We start from the raw sequence: 21,012 nt of genomic DNA, 5'->3' as shown, positions 1-21,012 counted from the left end.
GTATATTATTGCTGGTTTTCCATCATTTCGAATTGGTAAAGCGATGTCTATCAACATCTTTATTATTTTTCAACAACACCGGCCCTTACAGTAGGCAAATGGTATATTTACGGCTTAGTAATTTAGGATAATTTTGGCCAAAGCAAATACAAAAGAAACCCCATTAATGCAGCAATACAACGCTATTAAAGCGAAGTATCCAGGTGCTTTATTATTGTTTAGGGTTGGAGATTTTTACGAAACATTTGGAGAAGACGCTGTTAAAACCGCTCAAATTTTAGGCATTGTTTTAACCAAAAGGGGCACTGGTCCCAACGGTGCTTTAGAGCTTGCAGGTTTTCCGCACCACTCTTTGGAAAACTACCTTTCTAAACTGGTTAGGGCAGGGCAAAGGGTAGCAATTTGCGATCAGTTGGAAGATCCAAAAATGACCAAAACCATTGTAAAACGCGGGGTTACGGAATTGGTAACGCCTGGCGTGGCTTACAGTGACAACATACTGAACCAAAAATCAAACAACTACCTAGCGGCTGTATACTTTGACAAGGGCTTGATGGGGGTTGCTTTTTGCGATATTTCGACAGGTGAATTTTTAGTAGCTCAAGGAAGTGCCGAATACGTGGACAAGCTTTTACAGAGCTTTAAACCTACGGAAATTGTGTTTCAAAAGAGCAAACGCATGGAATTTCCACAGCTGTTTGGCGACAAATTTTACACCTTCCATATTGATGATTGGGCTTTTACCCAAGATTATGCAAATGAGATACTGACCAAGCATTTTGAAGTCAACTCGTTAAAGGGTTTTGGGGTAGATAAACTTACCGCTGGAATTGTTGCTGCTGGAGTGGTATTGTACTACTTGGGTGAAACGGAACACCGCAATTTGCAACATATCACCTCTATTTCGAGGGTGGAGGAAGAGCGTTTTATGTGGTTAGACCGCTTTACCATCCGTAATTTGGAATTGGTAAGCTCATCTAACGATAATGGCGTAACACTTTTTGAAGTGCTTGATGAAACTTGTACACCAATGGGCGCAAGGTTGCTACACAAGTGGATCATTATGCCGCTGAAGGAGCTGAAACCTATTCAAGAACGTTTAGAAACAGTCGATTTTTTGGTGAAGAAAGAGACTTTAGCCGATGAGCTTTTACAGCATATTAAACCTATTGGTGATTTAGAGCGACTGATTTCGAAAGTTGGTTTACAAAAAGCTGGACCACGTGAGCTATTACAGTTAAAAAGGGCTTTAACGCATATTGAAGAAATCAAAAAACTGGCAGAGCAAAGCAAAAATCCTTCGTTAGAAACCTTGGCGGCGCAATTGAATCCATGCACCAGCATTAAGGATAAATTGGAAAAGGAATTGCAAGCTGACCCGCCTGCGTTATTGATTAAAGGAAATGTAGTTGCCGATGGCATAGATGATGAACTTGACCGATTGCGTAAAATTGCCTTTGGTGGTAAAGAGTTTTTGGTAGAGATTCAACGTCGAGAAATTGAAAATACGGGCATTCCCTCTTTAAAAATATCCTTCAACAACGTATTTGGATACTATTTGGAGGTTACCCATACCCATAAAGATAAAGTTCCTGAAAGCTGGATTCGTAAACAAACTTTGGTAAATGCAGAGCGATATATTACGCCTGAATTAAAGGAATACGAGGAACAGATTTTAGGTGCTGAAGAGAAAATACAGGCTATTGAGGTCCGTTTATACAACGAGCTGATGTTTCAGGTATCGCACTTCATTAAACCTATCCAATTGAATGCCTATTTAGTGGCTCAGTTAGATGTGTTATTGTGTTTTGCGCAACTGGCTACCAAAAACTACTATGTAAAGCCTTCGCTGAACAATAAAAAGGAAATTGACATTAAAGGCGGTCGCCACCCAGTGATTGAAAAGCGTTTGCCTGTAGGTGAGGAGTACATTACCAACGATGTGTTTTTGGATAACGATACGCAACAAATCTTAATGATTACAGGTCCAAACATGTCGGGTAAGTCAGCTATTTTGCGCCAAACGGCTTTAATTGTGCTCATGGCACAAATGGGTTGCTTTGTTCCAGCAAAGGAGGCAAGCATTGGCATGGTAGACAAAATTTTCACAAGGGTAGGTGCTTCAGACAACCTTTCGAGTGGGGAAAGTACATTCATGGTAGAGATGAACGAGACGGCCAGTATCCTGAACAACATCTCTGACAGGAGCTTGATTTTATTGGACGAAATTGGACGCGGAACGAGTACCTATGATGGTATTTCCATTGCTTGGGCCATTGCAGAGTATCTGCACGAACACCCAACGGCACGCCCTAAAACCTTATTTGCTACGCATTACCATGAGCTAAATGACTTGGAAAATACCATGGGTCGTATCAAAAACTATAACGTAACCATCAAAGAATTGCAAAACAAAGTGATTTTTTTGAGAAAGTTGGTTCCAGGAGGCAGCGAACATAGTTTTGGTATTCAGGTAGCTAAAATGGCGGGTATGCCTGCCAAACTGATTGGTCGTGCAAACGAAATATTGAAGCGTTTAGAAATAGATAGAACTGAGGGACAAAGTATTAAAGATAGTATCAAAAAGGTACAAAACCAGGCTTATCAACTGCAAATGTTTGCGATTGATGACCCTGTTTTAGTGAAAATTCGCGATTCGCTGAATAATTTGGACGTAAATACGTTAACTCCTGTAGAGGCTTTGCTAAAATTGGATGAGATACAAAGGCTGATTAAGAATTAGTATAAAGTTATGGTTTGCGAGTTATGAGTTACAGGATATAGGTTTTTATAAGATGGCTAAACTCCAGAAGACATTGAGAACATGTGAAAATGGGCATCAGTACTACAAAAGTACCGATTGTCCCACCTGTCCAAAATGCGAAGGGGAGAAAAAGCCCTTAGAAGGATTTCTATCTAAACTATCGGCTCCTGCTCGACGTGCTTTAGAAAATGCAGATATTAAAAATCTAAGCACGCTATCTACTTATACTGAAAAGGAAATTTTAAATCTACACGGTATGGGAAAGGCGAGTATTCCCACACTTAGAGAAGCTTTGGCCGACAGCGGATTAACTTTTAAACCAATGATATGATTACCATCAAAAAAAGTTATGTTTTATGTTTATGTATAGCGCTCATTGGCATTTTAGCTTCCTGCGGAAGTAGAAAACACACCACAGATACCAAAGCCGCCCGTGCAGCAGATGCGATGGCGAAATTGAGAAGCAAACCCTTATATCGTTTCATTAACAACTGGACAGGCGTAAGATATAAACTTGGTGGACTGGATAAGAGTGGGATTGATTGCTCGGGATTTGCTTTTTTATTGCAAAAAGACATCTACGGAAAAACATTGCCACGAAGATCAAAAGATCAAGCGGACGCCGTTAAAAGTAAAAATTACAATAGCTTAAAGGAAGGAGATTTGATTTTCTTCTCCTTTGGAGGAAGAGAAGTAGACCACGTTGGCGTATATTTAAATGGTGATTTTTTTGTACACGCCTCCACTACCAGAGGAGTAATTATAGACGATTTGACCTTGCCAGTTTATCAAAAAGCTATTGTTAAAACAGGAACTTTGAATTGATGAAAAAGTTAATCTTATCTATTTTATGCTGCTTAGTGCTTGGTATAAGCACCAACGCTCAACAACGAGTACTTAAACTTGGCGACACGCTTCATAACATCGCTTTAAAAAGCGCCAAAGGACAAGTTTATGATTTGTCTAAGCAAAAGGCTAAAGGTTTCATTCTCATATTCATGACCCCAAGTTGCGATCATTGTTTGGCGTACGAAAAACGTATAATCGCCCTAAACAATAAATATCAGCCCAAAGGCTTTCTTGTAGTAGGTATTGGGCCTTATGGCGATAATGAAAAGGATTACCCATACGATGCCATGCCCGCAATGAAAAAGCTAGCCGAAAGCAAGGGCTTTACTTTTCCATATTTGGCTGATGAGAAATTTAAATACACTTGGTTGTTCAATATTAGGCAAACGCCAAGGGCGGTGGTGCTAAAAAAGCAAAAAGAAGGATTTTCTGTGGCTTATATTGGTTATATCGACGATCAGCCTGACGAAAAGAAAACGCCGACCAAAAAATATGTGGAAGAAGAAGTAAACAAATTGTTAGCGGGTAAGGTTAATTAAAATTATGATTTACGAAGTTTCTAAACAGTGAACTTCGCTTTAGATTTACGAAGTTTTTAAAACTTCGTAAATCTGTTATCCTAAATAACATCATCATGCAAAAGTTCATCGTAACAATTCTATTGATTTTGGCAGTAAACTACGCCAACGCACAAGTTAAATTACTAACTTTAAATGAATTAGAAAAAAGAGTAGCCAACGGAAAAGACACTACCTATGTGGTTAATTTTTGGGCAACTTGGTGTGGGCCTTGCGTGGAAGAGCTGCCTTATTTTGAAAAAGTAAACGCCGAAAACGTAGGCAAGCCTTTTAAAGTAATACTGATGAGCTTGGACTTTAAATCGAAACTAAAAACGGATGTCATACCTTTTGTAGCTAAGCACAAGATCAAATCAGAAGTGTATGTGCTTAATGAAACAGACCAACAAAAGTTCATTGATCAGGTGGATAAGAACTGGTCAGGTGCGTTACCCGCTACGTTGATTTTAAGTACAGACAAAAAAGTTAGATCTTTTTACGAACAAGCATTTACCTATGAGCAATTGACGAAAACAATTTCAACTGCAATTAAACCTTAAATCATTATATAAAACCCATATCGAAATGAAAAAGTTAATTTTAGCATGTTTATCAATGTTTTTGATCAGTGCTGTAAACGGTCAAACGGGCTATCAAGTAGGTGATTTGGCTTCAGACTTTAATTTAAAAAATGTGGATGGCAAAAACGTATCACTAGCCAATTACAAAAATGCAAAAGGTTATATCGTGGTATTCACATGCAATACTTGTCCTGTATCCAAAGCATACGAAGCTCGTGTTGAAGCACTCCATAAAATGTATGCAACAAAAGGTTATCCAGTAGTGGCGATTAATACTAACGATCCAGTAACTTCTCCTGGCGACACCTATGCAAAAATGCAGGAAAGAGCCAAAGAAAAGGGTTTTAGTTTTGCCTATTTAGAGGATCCAAATCATGTGTTCACTAAAAAATATGGTGCTCAACGCACGCCACATGTTTTTGTATTACAGAAAACCACCAAGGGAAACGAAGTGGCCTATATTGGTGCGATTGACAACGATCAACAAGAGGCCAATCCTCAGCGAGATAATTACGTACAAAATGCAGTAAATCAATTATTAAAAGGGGAGAAGCCTAGTGTAGCATCAACCAAAGCAATTGGCTGTACCATTAAATGGAAAAAAGAAGCGAGCAGATAATTTAGAGTAAGGATAAAGGATTAAATAAAAAGGACTCAAATTCAAATTTTGAGTCCTTTTTTTATGAGTTTATTTTTTCAACGCAAGCGTAAGTTTAAGGCTATCATAATTGGCTATTTCGTTCACAAAGCTTTCGAAGGCTTCATAATCATTGGCACCAAAAATACCATCTCTCATCACGAGTTTTCTACTATAAACCAATTGACCACCTAACATTTTAATTTCTGCTTCATAAGTACCAAATTTGGTCTCTGTTTTCATCGTCTTAGGTATTACAATAGGAACAATTCCTTCACCTAGTGTAAAAGAGATACTATCAATGTCAGTATAACCGCGTTTAAGCTCTAATGGAAGTGTTCTATTTCTCGATGCGGGAACATCACGTTTAACATTAAAAAGATTAGGCCTGATTTGTAATTTATCGTTGTTGGCATGGCCATATTTATCGATATCTATTCCTAATTTTTCAGTAAAGAGAGGCATATCTTTGTTAGCCGAAAGTGATATTTCTTTAAATTCGATATTGTTGATGTCGTATATATATTTCAATGCTCTTTCTCTTTCTATAGCTGATTTAGTCAATAGATAGGCATGATTATCAAATTGAGAACCATCAAAAGTAGTATTCACTACACCTTCTACAGTTCCATTTTTTGATAGGGAAAGTTTAGCAATACGGATTTGTCGGCTAGTGATCGCCTCAAATTTCGGGGTCTTCATTAGTTTACCACCATCCTTTGTACACGCCAATACCCATCGATCATCAGTAAAAGACCCCAAATATCCAAATGGTGCATCTTGACTAGTACATTCTAACCACGTAGTATCGCCTTTTAATGGCAAACATAATATGATATGATTTCCTTGCTCCATACTGGCAAAAGAGGGGATTAAGTCCGTCTTTTCCTCACCTGCTTCTACCACGCAATAATAAGACTCGATACCAGCCACATTTAGCAAACTCTGCATGTAATTCACCAAAGCCTTACAATCGCCATAACCAAGTCTATCCACGTCACTAGCTTTAATAGGTTGTAATCCACCTATCCCTATCTGCACACTAATGTAACGTGTCTTTTTTTGAAAATGCTCGTAAATTTTCTTTGCTTTTGCCCTATCTGAAGTCTCATCTTTAACCAAATCTTTAATAGAGGCGATGGTTTCTGGGGATAACGCTTGCCTATCTTTTAATAAGTGGTCATAAGTGATTTTACCTAAGCCCTGCCAATCAGTATAAGCACCTTTTAAATTATAGTAGTTAAAGTTTACAGGAGCAATTTTTATGGAAGGGAAATAAGTTTCTGGATTTGGCGCGTAAGCTTCTTTCTTTATTGCCTTAATCCCTTGAACAGACCAGTACAAGCTCTTTTGTTTTTCGTAATTCAATTCTTCTGAAGCACCTTGATAGTTTATCGCATGAATGCGTATTTCATCTATAGGTGACTGCAAAAACTGGAAACTACTTTTTTCGACAGCAATGTCAAAGCCTGGAACAGGGCTCCATTGAGGGATCACCAAATTTTGTTTATTCCTAATCTCATAAGTATATACAATGGTGTAAGGATAGCTACTTATTTGTGGAATGTAGTATTTCACTCGGCTGTCCTCAAACAATGAAAAGCCACTCACGGCACTTTCGTCCTTAAAATTACTTAAAGAAAATTTAGTAATCTGTTTTCCAAATTCATCATAAATCTCTCCCTTAACAGATTTTATGGAAGTATTTTTATCATAAAATAACGCCAATTGAGCATACCTTTCCCCACTTTTATTAAATACAGTTACTGCATTAGTGGTATTTAACTCGACATTTGTCACTGAGCGCATATCAACCACCGTTTTACTTTCTCTCACCACAGCATTAGCCTTATTTTTCAAAGGAGCTGGAATAGAATCTACGGCATATAATTGGGCATTTGCAATCGAAGAAATTGCTACAAAGGCTACAATCAAACTAATTTTTTTCATTAATTACTCTTTGTTAAAAGGATATCTGATTTTTGCGTCTGAATGATTCTATTATAAAATTCTTTAAGGTAGTGGTATTCTTCTGGAGAGTATATCGCTTTGCTAAATAACAATTGTTGACTTAACGTTAAGTTGTGGTCTGTTAAACTTGTTTGCAAAATATATCGTCCTCCTTGATTAGGTAGTGCTAACGATATATCTTTAGGCTGTTCTTTTATTTGAAACTTCTCAGGTAGAGAAATACTAATGGCAATTCTTTCTTCACTAGCAGCGCCTAAATCTACTGGATAGTTTCTTTGGTTAAGTTTAAAAGGATTACTCCTAATCGGATTAATAAAAAAAGGATTGAAATAATTAGCAGTATTTTCTGTGTTGCCTACATTAAGCTCTACTTCATATTCTTGCACTAAAGCATTTTCAACACTATCTACATTGGCTATTTTGTAGTTTTTGATCTTGATATTGGTCAAACGTTCATCCAGTTTTTCTACATATTCATCTAAAGAAGAATAACGTTTCATATCTTTCCTCAAATTCATGGCATTAAAACCAAGCGAATGTGAAGTCACGGTCGCATTGATTTTCCCATCTTCGTTCATTTTACCAATTAAGCTGTGTGAAGTTGAACTACGTTTAGATGCTTTTAGATCAATCCAGTAAGAAGGTTTCTTCAAATTAATTACGCGACCCTGATCGTTAATACATCTTAACGGTAACAAACCAAAAGGAGCGAGGGGTTCAGTAGCATCCAATAAATAACTGTTCCCGTCAATGTTAACCTTAGCAATTACATAATTAAAATCGCTGAGGATAGGATATAATTTATTAACCACACCATTATCTCTAGTGGAAAGAATAACTGCCTCAACGTCTAAATTGGCTGCAGATAAGGCAGATATTAATGTGAAATTGATGTCGGCTACGTTCCCTGATCTTTTATCTACTACTTCTTTCACACTCGTCTCACAATATTTCCCATAATAATCATTCCATCTCACTTGCTTCTTAATGTACTCAAAAATAGCTTTAGCTTTTTGTAGATCAGAAGTTAAGCCTGTTGTAATACCAGGAACAATAGTTTTAAACACATCCTTACGTTTCATTTGGCTTCCAAATTCTTTACTATCTATCAATTCATTCTCTACATCTTTCCATGTTTTCGTATACTTCTGAACTGACCCGGTAAGATAATATACCTCTGAGAGCTCAAAATAAACAGCTGATTTATAATTGCTTGGCGAAGTCATATAATCTTCTTCCACAAAGGCAGGAATATTTTTCATGCTATAGGTTATCTTGGAACAATCCATTTCTTTTCCTGAAATACGTAAACATGCAGTACTCAATTCAGCCTTATTTTCAGTTAGCGGATAGTAGCCTCTAAGCGAAATATTGTATTTATAGTTAGCAGGAATAAATGCTACATAAGTGCTATTTAATTTAGGGTATTCTGATTGAAATTGCCAAGTTCTAAAATTGAAAATATAAGGGGTTTCGATTGTATATTTATACTCAATAATGGAATTTTCGGCAACATTAGGTAGCGTAAATTTACTAAGATGTGTATATTTTGATCTCTCTTCAGTAAAAACCGCTTTAGAAGACATCTGTGTTTCAACAAGTCTTCCATTTAGAAAATTAAATGTCGATGCTTTCAAATCAGATAAAAATTCCTTTTGATCATCATTTGTTCCTGTTCTGTGTAAGGGGACAATCACATTAGCAGCTTCAAATCCTTCCTTGTTAAATATTTTAATGCGTACATGATAATCGAAAACTAATTTCACCCGTCCCGTTTCTGAATCATAAGAGAAACGAGTAGTACCGTATTCGTTGAGATAAACGGCATTGGCAGTACTATCGATTTGAGTTCTATTAAAGTCTTTTTCTTGGCTAGTAATTTCACCGAAGCCAAACTCTTGGCATATAGCGTAAAAAGGAAGTAATGTTAGGGCAAGAATTAAGATCTTTCGCATGATAAGAGTTTATTTAAATAGTGACGCAATTTAAACTAACTTCTAAAATTATCTAAAACTTTCGACGCTTTTTTTAACCAAAAAACAGAAAGTACGCTATGTTTTTAGCAAATTTGGCTGATTAAAAACCTGATATGAAATTAAACTTGAAACGTCCCTTGGCATTTTTTGATTTGGAAGCCACTGGAGTAAACGTAGGGATAGATAGAGTAGTGGAAATTGCGATATTGAAAGCAATGCCAGATGGTACCGAACAATTGTTGGTCAAACGCATCAATCCCGAAATCCCCATTCCATTGGTCACTTCCCTTATTCATGGCATTTATGATGAAGACATCAAAAATGAACCAAAATTTGCAGACGTAGCTCAAGAGATTGCGGATTTTATCGGTGATGCTGATTTGGCTGGGTACAATTCCAACAAGTTTGATATCCCAATGCTATTGGAAGAGTTTCTGAGAGTAGGGGTTGATTTAGACATGAGCGACCGTAAGTTTGTAGATGTACAGAACATTTTTCACCAAATGGAGCAACGTACCCTAAAAGCGGCCTACAAGTTTTATTGTGAAAAGGATTTGATTAACGCACACTCTGCAGAGGCCGATATTAGAGCGACTTATGAAGTGTTGTTAGCGCAACTGGATAAATACGAAAATACTGAGTTTGAAGACAAGCAAGGTAATAAATCAGTTCCAGTTAAAAATGATGTAGACGCGTTACATAGTTTCACCAACTTGAACAGGTCGGTAGATTACGCTGGACGTATTGTTTACAATGATAATGGTGAGGAATGTATCAATTTTGGCAAGCATAAAGGAAAAACCCTTGAAAGTATTTTTAGTGTAGAGCCTAGCTATTATTCATGGATGATGCAGGGCGATTTCCCTTTGTTTACCAAAAAGAAACTGGATGAAATTTGGAAACGATGGAATAAAAAGAAAGATGAGCAGAAGCAAAACCGGAGCCAAGCGCCTGTAACTACTAAACCTCAGCAAACACCATACAAAAAACCAGAACCTAGCAAACCCGTAACCAACGACATGCTAGAGCAGTTAAAAATGAAATTTGGGAAATAATTATTAGTAACTAGTGGTTAGGGATTAGTGGCTAGTTTTAAATTCACGTAAACTAATTACTAACTCCTAGCCACTAATCCCTAACTACTAAAAAACAATGACATTCGAGAATAACCTTGCCTTCGCACAATCTTTGGACGCACAGGATCCATTGAAGGAAATGCGAAATGAATATTTGTTCCCGCAGCAAAATGGAAAACCTTTTATCTACTTATGTGGCAATTCATTAGGACTGCAACCTAAATTAGCAAAGGAGGTTTTAAATCAACAGCTTAACAATTGGCAAAACTTAGCGGTTGAAGGTTGGTTTGAAGGTGATAAACCTTGGATGTTTTACCATAAAGAACTAAAAAAGCTAATGGCACCCATTGTTGGCGCTTCGCCTGATGAGGTTTGCCCGATGAACACCTTAACGGTCAATTTGCACTTGTTAATGGTGAGCTTTTATAGACCAACCAAAGAACGCTTCAAGATCATTATGGAAGCTGGTGCTTTTCCGTCGGATCAATACGCCATAGAAAGTCAAGTTCGCTTTCATGGTTATGATCCTAAAGAAGCGATTATTGAAGTAAGTCCAAAAGCTGGAGCCTATACGCTTGAAACCAATGATATTTTAGCTGAGATCGAAAAACACGGATCAGAAATAGCGTTGGTACTTTTTGGAGGAATCAATTACTTTACGGGTCAGCTCTTCGATATGGAAAACATTACGAAAGCTGGGCACAAAGCCGGTGCAAAAGTAGGTTTTGATTTAGCTCATGCTGCTGGAAATGTCCCTTTACAATTGCACGAATGGAACGTAGATTTTGCTTGTTGGTGTTCGTACAAATATCAAAATGCGGGGCCAGGAGGCATTAGTGGTATTTTTGTACATCAAAAGCACTTTAACGATCAAAGCCTTCATCGCTTTGCGGGCTGGTGGGGATACCAAGAAAACAATCGCTTTTTAATGGAAAAGGGCTTTGTACCCGAAGCTGGAGCTGATGGTTGGCAGGTAAGCTGTACACAAGTAATGCCCATGGCGCTTTATCATGCTTCTTTACAGCTGTTTGAAAAAGTTGGATTTATGGAGCCGTTGAGAGAAAAAAGCAAGCAATTAACAGCTTATTTGTGTTATATCATTAACGAGGTAAATAAGGCCTTAGGTGAGGAGCAATTCAAAATCATTACGCCGCAAAATCCTGACGAAAGAGGTGCCCAAGTATCCATTATCGCTAAAGAAAATGGAAAGAAGGTTTTTGATTACTTGGTAAAAAACAATGTGCTTGGCGATTGGCGTGAACCCAACGTCATTAGATTGAGCGCCGTACCCATGTACAATAATTTTGAAGATGTTTTTAAAACAGGAGAATTGCTTTTAGCAGTTACCAAATCCATAGCTAATGATTAATTATAATCCCAAAGAGTGGTTTAATTTTATTTTCCGTTTCCACAAAGCCGATACCTTTTATAAGCTTTGGAAATTGATGCTCAGCGTGGCAATTTTCTCGGGAATTATTGCTTATATCGAATTGAATCACTTAAAGTTAGCAGAAACCACTTACATCAAAAATGTAGGAATGATGCACAACCTTTTGGGGTTTGTGATTTCGATGTTATTGGTGTTTAGAACCAATACTTCCTACGACAGATGGTGGGAAGGCCGACGACTATTAGGCAGCTTAGTAAACGTAAGTAGAAACTTTGCTATAAGGATTAATGCTTTAAATCTGAGTAAAGAAGACAAGGCATTTTTTAAATATGCCATTCCTAAATATGCTTTTGCACTTAAAGAACACCTGCGTGAAAAGCAATACTTTGGCAAAAATGCTATTTTAATAGAAATTGATGGCGGGAAACACATTCCCAACCAGGTAGCAGGCAGCATTACCAATAAACTATTTGAGCTACAGCGAGAAGGCAAAATCACGAGCGAACATCTCATGACGCTTAGCAACGACTCTACTCAATTCACTGATGTTTGTGGTGCGTGCGAGCGAATTAAAAATACGCCTATACCGTATTCTTACAGCGCTTTCATTAAAAAATTCATCTTCGTTTACGTCATTACTTTGCCTTTTGGTTGGGTATTTAGTTTAGGTTATTTTGTGGTCCCTATTGTTCCTTTCATTTTATATGTGTTGGCCAGTTTGGAGCTCATTGCCGAAGAAATTGAAAATCCTTTTGGAACAGATGCCAATGATTTACCCGTAGATCAAATTTGTGATAACATTGAAAAACATGTGGAAGAAATTCTTAATTAACCTTCGAAATAGTCAGCTGTCCGAAAGTCCGATGATATAAAGATTTAGAATTTTCAACTTCCAGACTTACTGACTATTTACTTTCTGACATCAAAAATGATCAAAATCGCCTATCATCCCATTTATGCGCACCCTTTACCAGCAGGACATCGTTTTCCAATGGTTAAATATGAGCTTATTCCTGCTCAGCTATTGCATGAAGGGACGATAGAAGCGCAGCATTTATTTGCGCCAGAGCCTACTACCGAAGAAAATATTACTACTACTCACGATGCAGCCTATTGGCAACAGTTAAAAGCACTTACCTTACCCTACAAAGAGCAACGTCGTATTGGCTTTCCTTTGGATGCGCAATTGGTTGAGCGGGAAATCAGAATTGCACAAGGCACCATTGATGGGGCTATTTATGCACAAAAGAATGGCGTTGCCTTTAATGTAGCGGGCGGCACGCACCATGCAGGAAGCAACTGGGGCGAGGGATTTTGTTTGTTAAACGACCAAGCCATTGCAGCCAACTACTTGCTCAACCATCAATTGGCTAAACGTATCCTTATTGTAGATTTGGATGTACATCAGGGCAACGGCACCGCAGAAATTTTTACCAATGAAGATCGTGTGTTCACCTTTTCCATGCATGGTGAAAAAAACTTTCCTTTCAGAAAAGAGCAATCTGATTTAGATATTCCCTTAGCGGATGATACACAAGACGAAGAATTTCTTTCGATTTTAAACGACAAACTACCCACCATCATTAAAAAGCATCAACCTAATTTTATCTTTTATCTTTCAGGAGTGGATGTATTGGAAAGCGATAAATTGGGAAAACTCTCACTTAGCAAACAAGCCTGCAAACAACGAGACCAAATTGTTTTTGAGAATTGTTTGAAGAACAACATTCCTTTGCAGGTAAGCATGGGCGGAGGCTATTCTGAAGATATCAAAATCATTGTCGACGCACATTGCAATACTTTCCGAACAGCTTTTCACCTTTTCTCATAATATTAGGCTCCGTAGAATTAGAGCCTTAAGAAGTTTAGAAACGGCGATGCCCTCAACTTCGTCATTGAAAAAAGTTAAACTTCGTAATTTTTAATTTATGGAATGCAGCGATTCTCTGCATCTCAAAAATAAAAAGAACCATTTGAAAAAGCTACAATTAATCCTTACCAATCCCTGTTCTGAGAATTGGGACGAAATGCAGCCTTCTAAAGCTGGACGTTTTTGTGATAAATGTGAGAAGCACATCGTTGACCTCACCAGCAAATCTGATGCTGAACTGATTGATTTTTTCAAACAGAAAAAGGAAAATGTTTGCGGAAGGTTGTTGCCTACACAATTGAATAGGGATGTTGTAGCACCTCCTCAAAAAACGAATTGGAATTGGCTATTGCTACCCATAGCGGTAGGAGCAAGTGTAATTACACCAGTTAAAGCCATGAACCCTGCAACAATAACGATTCAAAATGATCCCGTATTTTCTCGACCATCCACCGAAACTCAGTCAAATGCGCTAGAAACAAATGTTGTGGATACCATTAAAGGAAAAGTAACGAACCAAGAAACAGGAAAGTCTTTAGAAGGAGTAAAGGTGAAAATTAAGGGCTTTGCAAATGTTGTAGCGTTAACAGATCGTGATGGAAATTTCTCTTTAACAATGAAAAAAACTGAGCAAGCACCGATACTCGTTTTCACGTTAGATGGTTACGGCCTTATCGAAAAAGCTGCGACTAGCCAAATGGTTGTTCAAATGAAGGAAATACGAACGCTCATTTTAGGTGGCATTTCAGCAGTACATGTTTCCAGTGAGCCCCTTTATGTAATCTACTCGGGGAAAAAAAGTTGTATTGCCAGCAGCCAACAAAAACAAAGTTTAAATCCTGATTGGATAGAGAAAGTAGATATTTTAAAAGGAGCGAAGGCAGCTGCACTTTATGGTTCAAGAGCGGCTAATGGCGTAGTAATGGTAGAAATAAAGAAAAAATATGCGAAGAAGATAGATTTTTCCAAGAAGAACTAGAGACTTACGAAGTTTTTAAAGCTTCGTAAGTGTCTGCTAAATTTACATCAAAATATTGTTGCTATTAGCGCTTAAAGGTGCTGGTAAGTCTTCTTCTCCAAGCATGTCCCTTAAATCAATTTCAATTCCTCTACTCATTGACGTAATAGGTACATCGTTTGCATTGCCTTCAAATGGGTTTTCAGTACTTTCTCCAATTTGCTCCAAAGTAAAAAATACCCATCCTACAATCACACTAATTGGAATAGTTAGCCATACATATTCGGAGCCTATCTTTGAGAATTCGTTTAAAAATCCAAGCGGCAAAATCATAGAAAGCAAATACACAAACATCACATTAATGCTGGCAAATTGTCTCGGATAGGGAAAGTTCTTAATGCGTTCGCTCTTACCTTGCTGTTCGTATAAATCTTTTAATAAAGTCGACATTTCTACGTAATTCAAATCAGAAACTTTCCTTTCTTCATTCAGGGTACGTAACTGAGCAGATTGCAGGGCTAAGATTTGTGCTGCTCTATTTTTCTTTTTCAAGATAAAACTCAACTCCTCCTCACTGAGGTACTTTTTCAGTTCCTCTTCCAAGTTTCCTTCCCATTCGGGCACGCTGTAATATTTCAGATATTCTTGGTTATAGCTTCTGGTTTTCACATTTTCCCAAGCCCTGTTTTCCCTTAACTGAAAACGTAAAGCCGTTAGCCATGCAAAATGCCGATAGATTAAAGTTCGATGTAAATCCTGTTCTTTAGAACCTTCAACATCCCTAACCATATCCTTCACTATGATACCCCATGTACGGCTACTGTTTACGATGGCGCCCCAAATTTGTCGAGCTTCCCATAAACGATTGTAAGTTTGGGTATTTCTAAAACCCGCAATAAAAGCCGTGGCTGTACCCACTAGAGCAACTGGTACCCAAGGAATGGCCAACCACTTCAGTTCAAAAAAGTAAAACAGCGCTGTAGGTATCGCACTAATCACTATTAGGTAATAAATTTTCCTCCTTGTCCAAGGAATAAAATGTTGTAGTTTGTAAAGCCTTCCGCTATTCATCGTTTTTGTTTTTTATAATAAGAGGGAGACTTACGAAGTTTCAAAAAATTCGTAAGTCTTAATATTTACTAATGCCCATTGCCTGTAATCGTCAATTCATTTAAGTCTAGCTGCAATTCAGCTTTGCGGATTTCCTCATCACTGAAAAATTTCTCCTTACGCAGTTTAAACAACTCCTTGCGTTGTGCAGCGTAAATTTCCAGTAATACATGGTGATAGGTATGAATCTCAGCCAATTCAGTTTCATCACATTCCAAAGATTCTAGATGTTTCTTACCATCAATAATACTGGTATTTAATCCCTCACGATAAAAACCAAGGAGTTCATTTTCCGTTACTTTATCTAGATGATGCTTATCGATTAGGTGTAAGGCCAATTCATCCAGCTTTAAACGAATACCTGCCTGCTGCTCTTCGCTTCGAGAAATACTATCAATTTCCTTTAATTTGATCAGTTTAATAATAAATGGAAGTGTTAAACCCTGTACCACCAAAGTCACAAAAATGACCACAAAAGTGATGAATATAATCAGGTTGCGTTGCGGAAAGGCTGTTCCATCAGTCATTAACAAAGGAATAGAAAGTGCCGTAGCTAATGAAACCACACCACGCATCCCTGCCCAGCCGATAATCAATGGCCCTTTCCAACCTGGCGATGGGTCTTTACGGATAGAAGCACTGAGCCAACGAGGAACAAAGGCCGCTGGGTAAATCCACAAAAAGCGCAAAGCAATAGCAATAGCGCTAATGATTAACCCGTATCTAATCCCATCTGCAATCGAATAATTGCCCAAACCATGAATAATTTCTGGAAGCTCCAATCCAATCAATACAAAAACAAGGGCATTCATCACAAAAATCATTGTCGTCCATACGCCAAGCATGTTTAACCTCGTACTGCCTGTCTGAAAAATTTCATGAGACCGCCATGAGATGAACAAACCACCAGTAACTACAGCCATTACGCCTGAATAATGAAATTGCTCCGCTGCCAAGAAAAGAATGTAAGGAGTCATCACCGTTAGTGCTGCATCAATAGCAGGGGTAGTGGGTAAAAAGCGATGGATAAAATACACAATATGTGCTCCCGCCAAACCAACCACGATGCCCATACCAGCCACTAAGAAAAATTGTCCAACCGCTTGATGCATTGAAAAAGCACCTGTTAACACCGCCGCCAAAGCAAATTTGAATACAATTAGCGACGAAGCATCATTCACCAAACTTTCACCTTCTAAAATGGTGAGTATCCGTTTTGGCACACCCATTCCTTTCAATACCGTTGCGGCCGCTACTGCATCTGGGGGCGAAACAATACCACCCAACAAAAAGCCAAGCGCTAAAGTAAAACCAGGAATTAAAGAAACGGAAGTGTAAGCGATAATGGTAGAAGTAAAAAAAACCAAACCAAACGCCAGCAAAGCAATAGGACGTTTCCACTTCCAAAAATCGTTCCACGAAGTATACCAAGCTGCTTCATAAAGCAACGGAGGCAAGAAAATCAAGAAAATCAGTTCGGGATTGAGATGTAACAGTGGAATCCCTGGAATGAAGCTAATTCCCAAGCCTGCTAGTACTAAAAAAATAGGGTAGGCTACTTTAATTCTCTGGGCGAGCATGACCAACAGGAATACAACAAAAAGTAGCGTTAAGATTAAAAGTAAGTGATGGTGCATAAGGTGCGAAAATAATACATCATCAAGTTATAAAAAAGGTGAGATTTTAAGAATTTATTATCTCTATCTTCGCCTCGTGTTAGAAATTATTTATCAAGACGACTCACTTATTGCCATTAATAAACCCCACGGCCTGTTGGTACACCGCTCTAAAATTGCAGATGATGCCAAAGAGTTTGCCTTACAAATGCTCCGTGACCAAATTGGCCGACACGTAAACCCTGTACATCGTTTAGATAGAAAAACGGGCGGCGTGCTGTTATTTGCTTTTGATAAAGAAGTGGAAATTGCCATGCAGAAGCAGTTTCAAGAAGGATTAGTGGATAAACATTATTTGGCCATCGTAAGAGGATATACACCTTCGGAAATGGAAATCGATTATCCATTGGCAAAAGAAAATGGTACATTACAAGATGCACAAACCAGTTTCGTGACTTTACAACAGTCTGAAATTCCTTTGGCTATTGGTAAACATCCAACTTCCAGATATAGTTTGGTAGATGCTAATCCTAAAACGGGAAGGATGCATCAATTACGCAAACATTTTGCCCATATTTTTCATCCCATTATTGGAGATAGGCCACACGGCTGCAATAAACAAAATCGCTATTTCAAGGACGAGCTTCAAATGAACACGATGATGCTACATGCTTCCAGCTTATCATTCAGCCATCCAATAACTTCCGAAAAAATCACCATCACAGCAGAAGTGCAAGGCGAATTTAAAAGGATGATGGACCTCATGAATTTTTCATTTTAAAACAATTTTCTACTCCAAATTGTGTTATAGTAGGAATATGCCAATAAAACATCAGCTAGTTACTCTCGTATTTGCTGCCTTATTGATTAGCAGCTGCTCGTCTATCTACATGCCCAGCGTACCTAATACGCCCATGCTTACTACCAAAGGTGAGTTTGCTGGCGGCGCACATATTTCATTAAAGGGCAATGCCAGTTTCAATACCGCTTATGCAGTAACCGAACACTTTGCGGTAATGGCCAATGCAGGTTTTATGAATAATGAAGGTCGGAAAAAGGACATTAACCATAAAGTGTTTGAATTTGGTGGTGGCTATTTTAAAACTTTTGGCCCTGAAAATAATCGCATTCTCGAAATTTATGGCGGCTTAGCCAATGGTAGAAGCAAACGAACATTTAGGGAATACGAAAATGATGTAGTGGTGAGCAGCGATTTTTACGATGCAGCCTACAGTAAAAAATTTGTTCAGGTAAACTACAGTTCCAAGAAAGTAAACGACGTTAACATCTTTGGATTCAAATTTGGATTGAACTATGGTACTGCGTGGCGTTTGAGCTTTGTAGAAACGGATGATTTTTACAAAAATGGTGTAATGCAACCTAATGAGGATAATGTATTCTTAGAACCCGTTTTCTTTACCCGAATGGTACTTAGCGAGCAAATACAGCTTCAATACACCAGTGGTAGTAATATTGGTTTGAAAAGCAGAAAATTTTTAAACGCTGGTCATTCTGTTTTTACAGTAGGCGCAGTAGTCAACATTGGCCGTAAGCCAAAAACCAAATAAATGCTAAATTTGAAGTATGCGAAAATACTTCATCTTGTTTTGCTTAATGCCACTCATTTCGGCAGCACAAATTTCATTTGAGCAAAAAATGAAGGCCATGCCAGTCATTCAAATGGCAAATGGCGTCTTACTAACAGTTGACGAACCTAGCATCAATCCCAAAAAGCCAAGCAAACTAGTGCTGTATGCTTTGCCTAATGGAAATACTACTGCACAAACATTTGGCAAAAAATTGGCCGAAGGCGATGATTGGCATTTCAACATACAGCATATTGGCGCACAAACACAATTTGTAAGAAATACCGACCAGAAGTACAACTATATCGTTATTTATATAGAAAACAGCTTAAAGAGCTGGCCGCAATGGCGTCGGCAAACCGTTAATGCCGACCAACTGATTAGCGAAATGGTGGATAGCATTTATCATCGATATAAAAACTTAAAACCTCTTATGACACTAAGCGGTCATAGTGGTGGCGGCTCATTTATTTTTGGTTACTTGAATGCGCAAGCCAAATCATTGCCCAACTATATAGAACGAATTGGCTTTATTGATGCTACTTACGCTTATGAAACAGAAAAACATCAACAAAAACTGGCTAACTGGCTTAAACAACCGCGTAAATTTCTGCAAGTAATTGCGTATAACGATAGCGTAGTGGTTTATAACAATAAGCCCTTAGTATCGCCCAAGGGTGGAACTTGGTACCGCAGTAAATCGATGGCAAACGATATCGGAAAGCTGAAATTTAAAGAAACAGCCGAACAATTAAATTGGCAAAATAAATCAGGGAGTACTTCCTTTTCTTTAATTAAAAACCCAGAAGGAAAAATATTTCACACGGTTTTGGTAGAGCGAAACGGCTTTATCGATTTACTTTTTAAAGGCACTAAACTTGCTGCTAAAAATTACCGTTTTTGGACGGAACCCGTTTATCAAAATTTTATCTTAGAGTAATGGAAACACCCAAACTCAGAAAAATAATTCACATTGATATGGATGCTTTTTATGCTTCCGTAGAGCAGCGTGATTTTCCTGAGTTGAGGGGAAAACCATTGGTAGTGGGTGGTTCCCCAGATGGGAGAGGTGTGGTAGCCACGGCCAGTTACGAAGCCAGAACCTATGGTGTCCGTTCGGCCATGTCTTCCAAAAAAGCACAACAACTTTGTCCTTACGCCATTTTTGTTTATCCGAGGTTCAGCGTTTATAAAGAAGTTTCCAGGCAAATACGTGAAATTTTTAGTCGTTATACCGATTTGATTGAGCCGCTTTCTTTAGATGAAGCTTATTTAGATGTCACTGAGGACAAATTGAATATCGGCTCTGCCATTACCATTGCCGACCAGATCAAGAAAGCTATTAAAGATGAACTCGGATTAACGGCCTCAGCTGGAGTTTCCATCAATAAGTTTGTCGCAAAAATTGCTTCCGACATGAACAAGCCCGACGGTTTGACTTTCATAGGACCTTCCAAGATTGAGAAATTCATGGAAAAACTTCCTGTTGAAAAGTTTCATGGCGTGGGTAAGGTTACCGCAGAGCGGATGAAAATGCAGGGCATTAGAAAGGGTAGTGACCTCAAAAAACTGACCGAAGAACGTTTGGCTTTATTATTTGGCAAATCGGGCAAGTTCTTTTACAACATTGTACGGGGAATTGACAACCGTGCGGTAAAGCCCGATAGAGAAACCAAGTCAATCAGTTCTGAAGATACTTTTGGAAGCGATTTAGATAAGGGAAGTGAAATGTATGAACAGCTCCTTCAGATTACACAGGCGGTTTTCAAACGCATCAATCAATACCAGTTATTTGGCAGAACACTTACGGTAAAGGTAAAATTTGCCGATTTCAAACAAATCACGAGAAGCATTTCTTTTGAGCATCCCATTAACAATGAAAATGATGCTTACCAAGCTGCAAAAACATTAATAGAACAAACAGATTTTGATGGAAAACTGGTACGCTTGTTAGGGGTTGGCTTTTCTAATTTCCACGAACCGAAGCCAAAACAAAGGAATAGGATAGAGGAGCAGAAATTACTCTTTTAAACATGAAATACATATTGTGCATTAGCCACAGATGCACAGA

General features: G+C 38.2%; 19 protein-coding genes. 15 read left to right on the top strand and 4 right to left on the bottom strand.

Going from position 1 to position 21,012, the window contains the following annotated elements; genetic code table 11:
• The first annotated feature begins 133 nt into the window (after positions 1-133).
• The 6 genes from mutS (at position 134) to DUT70_RS03590 (ending at position 5,370) form a co-directional block, all read left to right on the top strand.
• Complete coding sequence (mutS, locus tag DUT70_RS03615) at positions 134-2,743, top strand: DNA mismatch repair protein MutS (protein ID WP_113645923.1); 2,610 nt, start codon at positions 134-136, stop codon at positions 2,741-2,743.
• Between the two features lie 52 nt (positions 2,744-2,795).
• Positions 2,796-3,095 (top strand): RNA polymerase alpha subunit C-terminal domain-containing protein, encoded by a 300-nt coding sequence (locus DUT70_RS03610; protein WP_113645922.1) that lies wholly within the window; start codon positions 2,796-2,798, stop codon positions 3,093-3,095.
• Positions 3,092-3,589 carry a C40 family peptidase gene (locus tag DUT70_RS03605; RefSeq protein WP_113645921.1) on the top strand — a complete coding sequence of 166 codons (498 nt, stop codon included), beginning with the start codon at positions 3,092-3,094 and terminating at the stop codon, positions 3,587-3,589. The genes DUT70_RS03610 and DUT70_RS03605 overlap by 4 nt, the downstream gene beginning before the upstream one ends.
• The gene (locus DUT70_RS03600; RefSeq protein WP_113645920.1) at positions 3,589-4,152 is read left to right on the top strand and encodes a redoxin domain-containing protein; all 564 of its coding nucleotides are present in this window, start codon (positions 3,589-3,591) and stop codon (positions 4,150-4,152) included. The genes DUT70_RS03605 and DUT70_RS03600 overlap by 1 nt, the downstream gene beginning before the upstream one ends.
• A 95-nt stretch (positions 4,153-4,247) precedes the next feature.
• Entirely contained in the window at positions 4,248-4,730 is a 483-nt protein-coding gene (locus DUT70_RS03595; protein WP_113645919.1) for a TlpA family protein disulfide reductase, read from the top strand.
• A gap of 25 nt (positions 4,731-4,755) precedes the next feature.
• The gene (locus DUT70_RS03590) at positions 4,756-5,370 is read left to right on the top strand and encodes a thioredoxin family protein (protein WP_113645918.1); all 615 of its coding nucleotides are present in this window, start codon (positions 4,756-4,758) and stop codon (positions 5,368-5,370) included.
• A gap of 69 nt (positions 5,371-5,439) precedes the next feature.
• Here the strand turns inward: DUT70_RS03590 and DUT70_RS03585 are convergent, their stop codons facing one another.
• Both DUT70_RS03585 and DUT70_RS03580 read right to left on the bottom strand, forming a co-directional pair.
• The gene (locus DUT70_RS03585) at positions 5,440-7,338 is read right to left on the bottom strand and encodes a DUF3857 domain-containing protein (protein ID WP_113645917.1); all 1,899 of its coding nucleotides are present in this window, start codon (positions 7,336-7,338) and stop codon (positions 5,440-5,442) included.
• A complete protein-coding gene (locus DUT70_RS03580; RefSeq protein ID WP_113645916.1) occupies positions 7,338-9,314 on the bottom strand; it encodes a DUF3857 domain-containing protein in 1,977 nt (658 codons plus the stop codon). Before DUT70_RS03580 ends, DUT70_RS03585 begins: the two co-directional genes overlap by 1 nt.
• 134 nt (positions 9,315-9,448) lie before the next feature.
• On the opposite strand from DUT70_RS03580, the gene DUT70_RS03575 reads away from it, so the two are divergent.
• The 5 genes from DUT70_RS03575 (at position 9,449) to DUT70_RS03555 (ending at position 14,650) form a co-directional block, all read left to right on the top strand.
• Entirely contained in the window at positions 9,449-10,390 is a 942-nt protein-coding gene (locus DUT70_RS03575) for a 3'-5' exonuclease (RefSeq protein WP_113645915.1), read from the top strand.
• A 97-nt stretch (positions 10,391-10,487) separates the two neighbouring features.
• Entirely contained in the window at positions 10,488-11,780 is a 1,293-nt protein-coding gene (gene kynU / locus DUT70_RS03570; protein ID WP_113645914.1) for a kynureninase, read from the top strand.
• Complete coding sequence (locus tag DUT70_RS03565; RefSeq protein ID WP_113645913.1) at positions 11,773-12,633, top strand: bestrophin family protein; 861 nt, start codon at positions 11,773-11,775, stop codon at positions 12,631-12,633. Before kynU ends, DUT70_RS03565 begins: the two co-directional genes overlap by 8 nt.
• A 96-nt stretch (positions 12,634-12,729) precedes the next feature.
• Positions 12,730-13,632 carry a histone deacetylase family protein gene (locus tag DUT70_RS03560; RefSeq protein ID WP_113645912.1) on the top strand — a complete coding sequence of 301 codons (903 nt, stop codon included), beginning with the start codon at positions 12,730-12,732 and terminating at the stop codon, positions 13,630-13,632.
• A gap of 142 nt (positions 13,633-13,774) precedes the next feature.
• Entirely contained in the window at positions 13,775-14,650 is an 876-nt protein-coding gene (locus DUT70_RS03555; protein WP_162926562.1) for a carboxypeptidase-like regulatory domain-containing protein, read from the top strand.
• Positions 14,651-14,692: 42 nt separating this feature from the next.
• On the opposite strand, the gene DUT70_RS03550 is transcribed toward DUT70_RS03555, so the two are convergent.
• A complete protein-coding gene (locus DUT70_RS03550) occupies positions 14,693-15,700 on the bottom strand; it encodes a bestrophin family protein (RefSeq protein WP_113645910.1) in 1,008 nt (335 codons plus the stop codon).
• 68 nt (positions 15,701-15,768) lie between these two features.
• Positions 15,769-17,376, bottom strand: a complete 1,608-nt coding sequence (locus tag DUT70_RS03545; RefSeq protein ID WP_113645909.1) for a Na+/H+ antiporter — start codon at positions 17,374-17,376, stop codon at positions 15,769-15,771.
• 76 nt (positions 17,377-17,452) lie between these two features.
• Here DUT70_RS03545 and DUT70_RS03540 point away from each other — a divergent pair, with 76 nt between their 5' ends.
• Genes DUT70_RS03540 through dinB form a run of 4 tightly spaced genes read left to right on the top strand, consistent with a single transcriptional unit; the run spans position 17,453 to position 20,972 of the window.
• On the top strand, positions 17,453-18,136 hold the full coding sequence (locus DUT70_RS03540) for a pseudouridine synthase (protein ID WP_113645908.1): 684 nt from the start codon (positions 17,453-17,455) through the stop codon (positions 18,134-18,136).
• 37 nt (positions 18,137-18,173) lie between these two features.
• Positions 18,174-18,923 carry a hypothetical protein gene (locus tag DUT70_RS03535; RefSeq protein ID WP_113645907.1) on the top strand — a complete coding sequence of 250 codons (750 nt, stop codon included), beginning with the start codon at positions 18,174-18,176 and terminating at the stop codon, positions 18,921-18,923.
• Between the two features lie 16 nt (positions 18,924-18,939).
• A complete protein-coding gene (locus DUT70_RS03530) occupies positions 18,940-19,881 on the top strand; it encodes a hypothetical protein (RefSeq protein WP_128353283.1) in 942 nt (313 codons plus the stop codon).
• Positions 19,881-20,972 (top strand): DNA polymerase IV, encoded by a 1,092-nt coding sequence (gene dinB, locus DUT70_RS03525; protein WP_113645905.1) that lies wholly within the window; start codon positions 19,881-19,883, stop codon positions 20,970-20,972. Before DUT70_RS03530 ends, dinB begins: the two co-directional genes overlap by 1 nt.
• The last annotated feature ends 40 nt before the right edge of the window (positions 20,973-21,012 follow it).

This window comes from Pedobacter chitinilyticus (assembly GCF_003313385.1).
Taxonomy (GTDB): Bacteria; Bacteroidota; Bacteroidia; order Sphingobacteriales; family Sphingobacteriaceae; genus Pedobacter; species Pedobacter chitinilyticus.
The sequence above is the reverse complement of the archived record's forward strand: the minus strand, read 5'-3'. Positions and strand labels throughout refer to the sequence as shown.